Annotated in this window: 12 protein-coding genes; 7 read left to right on the top strand and 5 right to left on the bottom strand. The window is 31.1% G+C overall.

Annotated features, from left to right (window positions below):
* Positions 1-100 precede the first annotated feature (100 nt).
* Positions 101-973: a protease HtpX gene (gene htpX / locus B7R67_RS21515; protein ID WP_088073042.1), complete on the top strand. Its 873-nt coding sequence runs from the start codon at positions 101-103 to the stop codon at positions 971-973.
* Between the two features lie 460 nt (positions 974-1,433).
* Positions 1,434-1,619: a hemolysin XhlA family protein gene (locus B7R67_RS21520; RefSeq protein WP_268876049.1), complete on the top strand. Its 186-nt coding sequence runs from the start codon at positions 1,434-1,436 to the stop codon at positions 1,617-1,619.
* A gap of 303 nt (positions 1,620-1,922) precedes the next feature.
* On the opposite strand, the gene B7R67_RS21525 is transcribed toward B7R67_RS21520, so the two are convergent.
* The 5 genes from B7R67_RS21525 to B7R67_RS21545 all read right to left on the bottom strand — a co-directional run bounded on the left by B7R67_RS21525 (position 1,923) and on the right by B7R67_RS21545 (position 5,198).
* Positions 1,923-2,249: a hypothetical protein gene (locus tag B7R67_RS21525; RefSeq protein ID WP_088073044.1), complete on the bottom strand. Its 327-nt coding sequence runs from the start codon at positions 2,247-2,249 to the stop codon at positions 1,923-1,925.
* 92 nt (positions 2,250-2,341) lie between these two features.
* Positions 2,342-2,578 (bottom strand): hypothetical protein, encoded by a 237-nt coding sequence (locus tag B7R67_RS21530; RefSeq protein ID WP_088073045.1) that lies wholly within the window; start codon positions 2,576-2,578, stop codon positions 2,342-2,344.
* A gap of 82 nt (positions 2,579-2,660) precedes the next feature.
* Positions 2,661-3,125 carry a hypothetical protein gene (locus tag B7R67_RS21535; protein ID WP_088073046.1) on the bottom strand — a complete coding sequence of 155 codons (465 nt, stop codon included), beginning with the start codon at positions 3,123-3,125 and terminating at the stop codon, positions 2,661-2,663.
* A gap of 427 nt (positions 3,126-3,552) precedes the next feature.
* Positions 3,553-4,566 carry an inorganic phosphate transporter gene (locus B7R67_RS21540; RefSeq protein WP_088073047.1) on the bottom strand — a complete coding sequence of 338 codons (1,014 nt, stop codon included), beginning with the start codon at positions 4,564-4,566 and terminating at the stop codon, positions 3,553-3,555.
* Between the two features lie 11 nt (positions 4,567-4,577).
* Entirely contained in the window at positions 4,578-5,198 is a 621-nt protein-coding gene (locus tag B7R67_RS21545; RefSeq protein WP_088073048.1) for a DUF47 domain-containing protein, read from the bottom strand.
* 322 nt (positions 5,199-5,520) lie between these two features.
* Here B7R67_RS21545 and B7R67_RS21550 point away from each other — a divergent pair, with 322 nt between their 5' ends.
* From B7R67_RS21550 to B7R67_RS21570, 5 genes are all read left to right on the top strand, one after another.
* Positions 5,521-6,909, top strand: a complete 1,389-nt coding sequence (locus tag B7R67_RS21550; RefSeq protein ID WP_235822242.1) for an aldehyde dehydrogenase — start codon at positions 5,521-5,523, stop codon at positions 6,907-6,909.
* A 112-nt stretch (positions 6,910-7,021) separates the two neighbouring features.
* The gene (locus B7R67_RS21555) at positions 7,022-7,996 is read left to right on the top strand and encodes an ABC transporter ATP-binding protein (protein WP_088073050.1); all 975 of its coding nucleotides are present in this window, start codon (positions 7,022-7,024) and stop codon (positions 7,994-7,996) included.
* The gene (locus B7R67_RS21560) at positions 7,993-8,844 is read left to right on the top strand and encodes an ABC transporter permease (RefSeq protein ID WP_328587385.1); all 852 of its coding nucleotides are present in this window, start codon (positions 7,993-7,995) and stop codon (positions 8,842-8,844) included. Before B7R67_RS21555 ends, B7R67_RS21560 begins: the two co-directional genes overlap by 4 nt.
* Before the next feature lie 18 nt (positions 8,845-8,862).
* Positions 8,863-9,648 (top strand): ABC transporter permease, encoded by a 786-nt coding sequence (locus tag B7R67_RS21565; RefSeq protein ID WP_407920419.1) that lies wholly within the window; start codon positions 8,863-8,865, stop codon positions 9,646-9,648.
* 20 nt (positions 9,649-9,668) lie between these two features.
* Positions 9,669-10,715, top strand: coding sequence for an ABC transporter substrate-binding protein (locus tag B7R67_RS21570; RefSeq protein ID WP_088073051.1), 1,047 nt, complete (start codon positions 9,669-9,671; stop codon positions 10,713-10,715).
* The last annotated feature ends 168 nt before the right edge of the window (positions 10,716-10,883 follow it).

Below are 10,883 nucleotides of genomic sequence, written 5' to 3' on the forward strand. Positions count from 1 at the left end.
TATGATGAAATGGCTTTTTACTATAATAGTAGAAAGTAGAAATCTTTATTTAATTTACCGTATAATAGTTTTATATATATTGTTACAAGGAGGTAGTGTTTTGTTTAAACGAATATCATTCTTTATTTTCATAAATATTTTAGTGTTAATCACAATTACAACCATTACTACAATCTTAGGTGTTCCTCGTTACATTGGTAATGCAGGCTACTTGGCACTTCTTGCTTTTAGTCTTATTGCAGGATTTAGTGGTGCCTTATTTTCATTATTATTTTCAAGGGTAATGGCAAAATGGGTGATGAGAGTTAAAGTGATTGATCCTCGTAATCCACAACATGATAGAGTGAACTTTGTATTAGAAGAGACCCACCGTTTGGCAAAGATTGCTGGGTTAAAAAAGATGCCACAAGTTGGGATCTATGATTCGGTAGAAGTGAATGCATTTGCTACTGGTCCAAGTAAAAAACGATCATTAGTGGCTGTATCAAGTGGCATGCTAGAAACAATGGATCGTCATTCAATTAGTGGTGTTCTTGCACACGAAATTGCTCATATTAAAAATGGAGATATGGTTACAACAACTTTATTACAAGGCATAATCAATACGTTTGTAATCTTCTTTTCTCGTTTAGTCGCTAACATCATATCAAATTTTGTTAGAGAAGAATTATCTACATTAGTCTATTATGCATGTTCGATATTATTTGAGATTCTGTTTAGTATATTAAGTAGTCCAATCATTTTCTGGTATTCAAGAAAAAGAGAGTTTAAAGCTGATCAATATGCCGCTGAAATTGGTGGTAAAGATAATATGATTCTAGCATTAGAATCTTTACGTCGTAATATTAAATTAGTAGATAATCGTCAAAAATCGATAGCAGCTTTTAAAATTAGTGGTAAAGAAAAATTTTCAAAATTATTCTCTACGCATCCTCCATTAGAACAACGTATCGAACGTCTACAATCATTATAATCATAAAAGGCTTTTTGCATATTTTTGTAAAAGGCCTTTTTATTTTGGCTCTTATCTTTATTGCAGAGTATTTCATGGATAAGAAATTTGGGAAAGCATGAACTATAATCAATGAATGTCTATTTCTTCATTTCTAATCAACAATTTGTTCAACATAAAACACTTTGATGGAAAATTCCAGTGGAGTATTTCAGAATGATAACTAACATTCTCTATTTTTCATTTACCAGGAGCTGATTTATTCAACTCTTTTTTAATCCACTCCATTTAGTCTTTTTCCTTGATCCTGCCTTTCCTATTTCCTGGTCTTAAGAAAGCGAGCATTCTGGAACGGAAGTCATCAATATTCTTTTTTTATTAGAACCAAATTTAGAAAATAAATAGAACATATTTTATAACTTTGAATATACTGAACCGTGGACAAGCTATATACAGAAAGACGGTGATATAAATAAGCGAAATAAAGGAATTACAACAAAAAGTGGCTGAGATTAAGGAGCGATTAGCTGTGGCTGAAAATACTATCGAAAAGGTCGAACAAAAAATCGAAAAAATTGAAAGTAATACTAGTTGGACAGTAAGATTAATTATTGGAGCAATCATACTTGCAGCTTTAGAATTTTTAATTAGAGGAAAATGGTTTTAAATATGATTGATTGTTTTTTGAACATGAGGCTATGGATATTCATAGACTCATTTCATTTGCACTTCTATCATTTATATAAGCTAGCAAAAAAAAGGACTACTTTAGTTAGTAGTCATAAAACAATTCACTTGATTTAAAATCATTACCCGGATAAGCCTATCAACACCCTTAAAAATACATATTTGAAAATTTATATTTAAATCTTTTCTCTATGCAAAATGCTAGCTTGAATCAACTTGTTTGATAGGATGAAAAGATGGCATGCGAACTGCTTCTTCCATTTCTAGCATTTATATAAACATCTTATTTCTCTAAATGCCGTTCATAAATAAAATAGGAATAAAGTCTATAAATAATTGGGAACAGTGTAAAGAAGAATAAATAGATCATTGTTTCATCATTAATAAAAAATGTTGAAATACAAATTAAAATAGCTAAAAACGAAAGAAAATTACCTGAAAACCCATTAATCGGTTGATTACTTAAGAAAAAAGTTTTAGCACCTTTTAAATCCTTCGCGTAACAATCTTCATGATAGGGTACTACCTGGAAAAACATAGTTGTCGTTACGAGATCTCCCCTTATTCTGATTTCCTTTAAGCACTTATCACAATATACAATTTTAGACAAACTTCTTCCTCCTAGTTATTTCACTTTAACTTTATTATTTTGTTTCCTTTTAATGACTCCTTTCCTATTGAAGCTTTTTTCCTATTTCTGTATTACTTATACTTAAAAAAGAAAACAAGAGCAAAAATGGTAATGAACACGATTGCAATTAATGTCACGATTTTTGTATAACGAATATATTCATCGGATAGTTCAGGGTCTTCATTATACATCCATCTTTTTCCCAATAAAAAACTTTCCCTTGGATAGAAGTAAGTCCATAATAAAATAGCATATAAAGGGATTAATAAAAAAAAAGTCATAATTTTTGCAGCTATTAATTCACTCATTAAGCCCCCTAAAATTAGATTTATTTCTATTATATAAGCAATTTCATTTCTTAAGTATTTTATCGTCAGATCTATTTTTAGCTTATTTCACTTGTAAAACAAATGCATAATTGGCATCTCCGTTTGAAACATTTTTATCATTTTTATCTCTCCAATCTAGAGAGTAAGAATAATAATAAATTCCCTTTGAACTTGGAGCACTAAAACGATTTTTCTCCCCTACAACTTTCGTTTCATTCTGTTCACTTATTTGAGTAACACGAATTTCAGTAGGTTTTAAACTGTAGATTGTTTTTAATGTAACCATTTCACCGGGCTGAACTTGAATAGGTTGTTCACCTTTTAATAATTCAACAGGTCCTGCTGTATCAGCACATTCACCATGACCATTCGAGTTCCAACAATAAGAACCGAGTTTTGTTTTAAAAGTCTTGTTACCGATTTGAACCTTTGTTTCGGGAGGCTTTGCTCCTTCCATACCACTATTTGTACATCCAACTAGATTTATAAAGAGCATAAGTATACAAACTCTAATCCATTTAGTCATAATTGCCTCCTTGAATAGTTAATAAAAATTTCAGACCAAATTTAATAGGCTTTTATATGTATTCAATTTTTGGAAAAAAAATCCTTTTTTCAGAAAGGATTTTTCAAAAGAAGATATATGGCTATGTTAAAAAAAGCTCTATTATAAAAGAAGGTTGATTTCCGTTCCAGGATGCTCGCTTTCCATGGGGCGTGAGCTGAGCCTCCTCGGCAAGCCTGCGGGGTCTCAGCCTCCCCGCATCTCCCACAGGAGTCGAGCACCCTTCCGTTTCAATCTGTTTCGAACTTGATCAATTTGTAGGTCAAATAAAAGGCGATTGAAAAAATAGCTTCGATATAAATTTTCAGAAGTAATCTTAAATATTGCCCCAATTATATTTCAACACAATAAAAAAGGGAACGTAGTAATTACGTTCCCTTTTTTATGATTATTTAACTAAGAATAATTTTAGAATTTGATAGAAAATTGCAGCAACTGTTGCAGAGATTGGGATTGTGATAACCCAAGTAATAATCATTCGTTGTGCAGTTCCCCAATTTACATCTTTTACACGTTGAGCAGATCCAACACCCATGATAGAAGAAGAAATTACGTGTGTTGTACTAACTGGTAAATGTAAAGCTGTAAAAGTGAAAATAATCGCTGCTGATGATAAGTCAGCTGCCGCACCATTAATTGGGCGAATTTTCATGATTTTGCCACCAACAGTTTTAATAATTTTCCATCCACCAACTGATGTACCAATAGCCATTGCTGTAGCACAACCAATTCGAACCCAAAGTGGAACATCTGCTCCAGATGGCTCTATTTTTGCAGCAATTAAAGCAATCATAATAATACCCATCGCTTTTTGTGCATCATTTGTACCATGAGTAAATGATTGTAATGATGCAGTAAAAATCTGAACTAGTCTAAAGCCTTTATTTGTTTTAGAAAGATTAGAACGACGGAATATTGCTGCTAAAATTGTCATTACAATAAATCCCAAAGTAATTGCAATAACTGGAGATATTAAAAGTGCTTGAATAATTTTTATAAAACCATCAGCTTCTAAAACACCAAAACCTTTTGCAGAAATCGCAGCACCAGCGATTGCACCAATAATCGCATGGGACGAACTACTAGGTATACCGAAATACCAAGTTAATAAATTCCAGAAAATACCACCTAATAAAGCAGCAATTACGACAACAAGTCCGTTAGCCCCTTCAATTGTAATTGGGTCAACGATACCAGTTGTAATCGTTTTTGCAACTCCAGTAAATGTGATTGCACCAATAAAGTTCATTAAAGCAGCTAATAAAATAGCAGTACGTGGCTTTAATGCTTTTGTAGAAACAGAAGTTGCAATCGCATTTGCTGTATCATGGAATCCATTAATAAAATCAAACGATAATGCAAAAATTACGATTAATATCGTAAGTAAAAATAAGTGATCCATTTTATGACTCCTTACGCATTTCGCATGATAATTTGCTCAAGGGTGTTAGCTACATCTTGGGCACTATCAGCTACAGATTCTAAGTTTTCGTAGATTTCTTTGTATTGAATAATTTTAATAGGGTCTTTTTCATTCATGAATAGTTGCTTGATTGAAGTACGTAATAACTCATCGCATTGAGATTCGTAATCTTTAATTTTAATTGCATGAACACGAATTTCTAATAATTTTTTATTTGAAAGTAATTTTACTGCATTTAAAATCTCTTCAACAGCTTTGTGTAGAATATTTACAAATTTAACCATGTATTCATCAGCAGTTGTAATTGAATACATTTCAAATCGTGCTGAACAATGTTCAAAACCATCTAAAACATCATCCATTTTCATCGCTAATTGTAAAATATCTTCACGCTCGATTGGAGTAATGAAAGTTTTATTTAATTCAACGATAAGTGAATGAATAAATTTATCACCCTTCGTTTCATAATCTTTCATTTCTTCTTGAAACTTCTTTAAGTCGCTTGCATTTTTTATTTTAAAATCAACGTAGTACTTTGATGATACGTGCAAGTTTTCAGCAATACCTAAAAGCTTTTCAAAGAATACATCCTTTTTTTGACCAAAAAACATTATGACTCCTCCAAGTAAAACATATAGTTTATTATATCCTATTACTGTTTTCGGTATTTTTTGATGTCTATTATTTGTAAAAAATGTCGAAAAAAGTAAAGGCCACGTTAATAATAATAATTGGTTTTTAAAATTAATCAATTAAAAACTTATATATATTTTACAAATTTACAATATCTTTACATTCGCTTAACAAAATTAATATTTAAAATCTATTAATTATTAATGAATAGTATTTACAGAATTATTGACTTTATGAGAGATTTTAATTTAGCATAAGATTATACGTTTAAACAATTAAACTTAAAAGGATGTGATGATTTTGGGTAGTACTGATAAAGCATCTGAAATTACACAATTAGTAGATAAACAAAAAGCATATTTTCAAACTGGTTCTACTAAAAGTGCTCAGTTTCGAGTTTCACAATTAAAAAAGTTATATAACTCAATTACTGAGAACGAGAGTGAAATAAAAAATGCATTAAAAAAGGATTTAAATAAATCTGATTTTGAAGCGTATTCAACTGAAATCGGGTTTACATTAAAGGAAATTTCTGAAGCCATTAAACATATCAAAAAATGGATGAAGCCAAAAAAGGTTAAAACGCCAATTACTCATTTTGGTACAAAGGGATATATTTACAGAGAACCGTACGGAGTTACTTTAATTATTTCACCTTGGAATTATCCATTTCAATTAGCTATGGCACCATTAATTGGATCCATTATTGGTGGAAATACAGCAATTATTAAGCCATCTGAACTAACTCCTAATACGTCAAATATCATTCGAAAAATCATAAATGAAAACTTCGATGATGAATATATTGCTGTAGTTGAAGGTGGTATTGAAGAGAGTACTGTTTTATTACAACAAAAATTTGATTTAATCTTTTTCACTGGTAGTGTTCAAGTAGGAAAAATCGTCATGGAAGCAGCTAGTAAAAACTTAACACCATTGATTTTAGAATTGGGTGGGAAAAGCCCTACAATCGTTAATGATGATGCGAATATTCAATTAGCAGCAAAAAGGATAATATGGGGGAAATTTACAAACGCTGGTCAGACATGCATAGCACCTGATTATATTTATGTGCATGAGTCAGTTAAAACTGATTTTATTGATGCATTGAAAAATGAGATCGTTCATTTTTATGGAGCTGACCCTTTAAAAAATAATGATTATTCAAAGATTGTCAGTGAAAGGCATTTTAATCGCTTAAAAAACTTTATTCATAATGGCGAGCTTATCCATGGTGGTGAATATAACCAGGTGAATCATAAAATAGAACCAACTCTACTAACTGGTATTACATGGGATTCACCGATTATGTCAGAGGAAATATTTGGTCCGCTTCTACCTATTCTTACTTATCAAAACTTAGATGAAGTGATTAATGAAATCAATCAACATCCTAAGCCATTAGCACTTTATGTATTTACTGAAAGTAAAAGAATTGCTGAAAATGTTATAGAAAACGTACCATTTGGTGGAGGATGTGTAAACGATACACTTTATCATATAGCGACACCTTATTTACCATTCGGAGGAGTAGGGGAAAGTGGAACTGGAAGTTATCATGGGGAATATAGCTTCTCTGCATTTACTCACGACAAAAGTGTCCTTTTACAAACTACTAAAATTGACTTGAAAATTAGATATCACACAACAAAAAACGCTTTACGGTTTATACGTAAATTGCTAAAATAGTAATATTATGAACATCGTTTCTTCGCTCCTTGACAAAAGGGGCTTTTTATATGTGAAAAATATTTTAATCATTTTACATAATACTAAATACTAATATAGATGGGACGGGAAAATGAAAAATATAATTGAGGTAGAACAAGTAGAGAAACATTTTAGCGAAAATACTGTTATTTCCCCACTTTCGTTAGAAATCTATGCTGGTGAATTTTTAACTATTTTAGGACCGAGTGGTTGTGGAAAAACTACTCTATTAAGAATGATTGCTGGTTTTGAAGAACCAACATCTGGAACGATTAAGTTAAACGGTGAAGCCATTAATGATTTGCCTCCATATAAAAGGGATATGAACTTAGTATTCCAACACTATGCTTTATTTCCACATATGAATGTTGAAAGAAATATACAATTTGGTTTAAAAATGAAAGGTGTTCCATTAGCAGAGCAAAAAGAACGTGCTGAAGAAGCGATGAGATTAACCCAATTAACTGAATTTAGAAATCGCAAACCTAGTCAACTTTCTGGTGGGCAACAGCAAAGGGTTGCAATCGCTCGTGCAATAGTGAACAATCCAAAAGTATTATTATTAGATGAACCATTAGGTGCTCTTGATTTTAAGCTTCGAAAAGATTTACAAAGAGAACTTAAAAATCTTCAACGTGAACTAGGAATTACATTTATTTATGTAACGCACGATCAAGAAGAAGCAATGAGTATGAGTGACAGAATTGTAGTAATGAATAATGGGAAAATCGATCAAATCGGTACGCCGAAAGAAATTTATCAAAAACCAGCAAGTAAATTTGTTGCTACTTTTATAGGAGAAAATAATTTCTTCGAAAAAGATGGGAAAGAAATCGCTGTAAGACCAGAAAATATAAAAATTACTCGATCAGAAGAGCAAAAAGGTCAATTTACAGGGACTGTAAGAGATGTTGAATTTGTTGGTACCTTAAATAAGATTTTTATTGATTTAGAGAATCATAATGAAACAATCATTGTTTATCAAATGCCAGATCAAACAACTTTATCTAGAAATGATTTGGTTGAAATTAGCTGGAAGTTGGAAGATGAGGTGATTATGTATTGAGAAATAATAAATACATAATTGCGCCTACAGTCATTTGGTTATTAATATTTTTTCTAGTACCTCTTCTATTAATTTTTGGATTTGCATTTATGAAAAATGGAATGTACGGAGAGATTGAAAAAACATTTACTTTAGAAAATATCGTGAAAGTTTTTGATCCATTGTATTTAAAGGTTATATGGACGACACTTTGGATTGCAATAGTAACTACAATAATTACACTCTTAATTGGATATCCTTATGCATATACTGCAACAGTTGTAAGTGAAAAATGGCAGAGGGTATTACTTTTATTAATTACAATCCCTTTTTGGATTAATTTCTTAGTTAGATCATATGCATTAATTGTTATTCTTCGATCAAAAGGTATTGTTAATACACTTTTAATCCAGCTAGGCATTATAAAAGAACCTTTACAGCTACTATATAATACGCCTTCAGTGATTATGGGTATGGTTTATACATTATTACCTTTTATGGTATTACCTATATTTGTAGCAATTGAACAATTAGATAATCGAAAATTAGATGCTGCAAATGATTTAGGTGCAACCCCCTTTCAGACATTTATCTATGTTACATTGCCATTAACGATGAAAGGGATTTTTGCAGGAAGTATTCTAGTATTCGTATCATCGTTTGGTATGTTTGTTGTGTCAGATGTGATGGGTGGTTCGAAGGTAGCATTAATAGGAAATGTTATACAAAATCAATTTTTAGCAGCTAGAAATTGGCCATTTGGTTCTGCACTTTCACTATTCTTAGTAATTGCTTCAATTGGCTTAATTGGACTTTACTATTTAGCGACTAAAAATATTGGTGCTGAAAAAAGTAGAGGTGAAAAATAAGTGAAAAAACCTATACTTATTGGATTTTCCACAATCATTTTAATATGCTTATATTTACCAATTCTAATTTTGGTCTTATTTTCATTTAATAAATCAAGAATAAATGCGGAATGGACAGGTTTTACGTTTGATTGGTATTTAAATTTATTTAATAACCCACAAGTTATCGATGCATTTATGAATAGTCTTTTCATTGCGATTGTAACGACGATTCTTTCTACTATTTTAGGGACTATGTGTGCACTTGCCTTACATAGACATAAATATAAATTTTCGAATTTCATTAGTGGGCTAGTTTACTTACCAATTGTAGTTCCAGATATTTTAATGGGACTTTCTTTATTGATACTTTTTACAAATTTTCATATTGAATTAGGAAGTATGACAATTATTATAGCGCATGTCACTTTTTGTATTTCATATGTCATTATTCTTTTATCAGCAAGACTTTCTGGAATATCATCAGATTTGGAAGATGCTGCAAGCGATTTAGGTGCAACACCGTGGCAAACATTTCGTTTTGTTACATTACCGGCTCTTATGCCCGGAATAATAGCATCTGCATTACTATGTTTTACATTAAGTATTGATGATTTTGTCATAAGCTTTTTTGTATCGGGTCCAAGTTCAACTACATTACCAATTTATATTTATGGAATGGTAAAAAAGGGCGTAACTCCTGAAATAAATGCTATTTCAACTATTTTAATCGTTACAATAATCTTCCTAATGGTTGTTTCGGAGGTTTATCGTACGAAGGGTATGAACAATAAAGAGACGGAAAGTAAGTCTTATATCATATAAAGTTTAAGGAGGTAGTCATTATGAGTAAATTTAGAAAAGCTGCTTCAGTAGTCGTTTCTTTAGGGTTAGTAAGCTTACTATTTTCTGCTTGTTCGGTTGGGAAAAAAGAGCTTAATATATATAGCTGGGCAGATAATTTTGATGACAATGTTTTAAAATCATTTGAAAAGAAATATGATGTAAAAATTAATTATCAGGTTTTTGCAAGTAATGAAGAACTATATGCAAAATTAAAAGCAGGTGGATCAAATTATGATGTAATACAGCCATCAGATTATATGGTCAAGCTGATGATCCATCAAAAAATGCTGGCTAAATTAGATAAAAGTAAGATGCCAAATTTAAATAATATTGCACCTCAATATACGCATCAAGAGTTTGATCCAAATGGAGATTATTCTGCAGTTTATACTGGTGGATTAACAGGAATTGCATATAATCCAAAATATGTAAAAGAAAATATTGATAGTTGGGATGATCTTTGGAATCCAAAGTATAAAGGTCACGTAACTTTATTAGATGATAATAGAGAAGTATTTGGAATGGGTTTAATTAAAAATGGCTATTCAAATAGTTCATTAAATGAAGATGAATTACTTAAAGCTTATAAAGATTTAAAAACACTTACACCAAATTTATTAGCATTTGATACAGACAATGTAAAGCAAAAATTTATTACTGAAGATGCATGGATTGGACAAGTATGGTCAGGAGATGCAGCTTATATTCAAAAAGAATTAAAAGATGTTAAGTGGGTTGTTCCGAAAGAAGGTTCATCTAGATGGGCCGATACATTAGCAATTCCAAAAGATGCTAAACAAAAAGATTTAGCTGAAAAGTTTATTAACTATATATATGATCCAAAAGTTAGTGCTAAAAATTTTGAGTCGATTGGGTATGCTGATCCAAATAGTAAGTCAGCTCCATATCATACTACTGAATATAAAAATAATCCATTTATTAATGTTACAAAAGAACAAACTGATAAGACAAACTGGATTAAAGATGTTGGCGATCAAACAGAATTATATGATAAATATTGGACAGAGTTAAAGGCTGGGCATTAAAAAAAGGTTATCTCGAAAGAGATAACCTTTTTCACGCTGTTGAAATATAATCTTTTCAAATAACTATCAAATTTTCGTAAAGGAAGATGAGTGATGTTCATTTCCACTACAGGATGCTCGCTTTCCATGGGGCGAAACCTGAGCCTCCTCGGCAAGCCTGCGGGGTCT

This window comes from Gottfriedia luciferensis, assembly GCF_002156865.1.
GTDB classification, from domain to species: Bacteria; Bacillota; Bacilli; order Bacillales; family Bacillaceae_G; genus Gottfriedia; species Gottfriedia luciferensis.

What these genes read in the sequence shown, in the direction of transcription:
- B7R67_RS21530 (WP_088073045.1), bottom strand. Translation starts at nt 2,578, where the DNA reads ATGAGTGAATTAATAGCTGCAAAAATTATGACTTTTTTTTTATTAATC.
- B7R67_RS21535 (WP_088073046.1), bottom strand. Translation starts at nt 3,125, where the DNA reads ATGACTAAATGGATTAGAGTTTGTATACTTATGCTCTTTATAAATCTA.
- B7R67_RS21540 (WP_088073047.1), bottom strand. Translation starts at nt 4,566, where the DNA reads ATGGATCACTTATTTTTACTTACGATATTAATCGTAATTTTTGCATTA.
- B7R67_RS21545 (WP_088073048.1), bottom strand. Translation starts at nt 5,198, where the DNA reads ATGTTTTTTGGTCAAAAAAAGGATGTATTCTTTGAAAAGCTTTTAGGT.
- B7R67_RS21555 (WP_088073050.1), top strand. Translation starts at nt 7,022, where the DNA reads ATGAAAAATATAATTGAGGTAGAACAAGTAGAGAAACATTTTAGCGAA.
- B7R67_RS21570 (WP_088073051.1), top strand. Translation starts at nt 9,669, where the DNA reads ATGAGTAAATTTAGAAAAGCTGCTTCAGTAGTCGTTTCTTTAGGGTTA.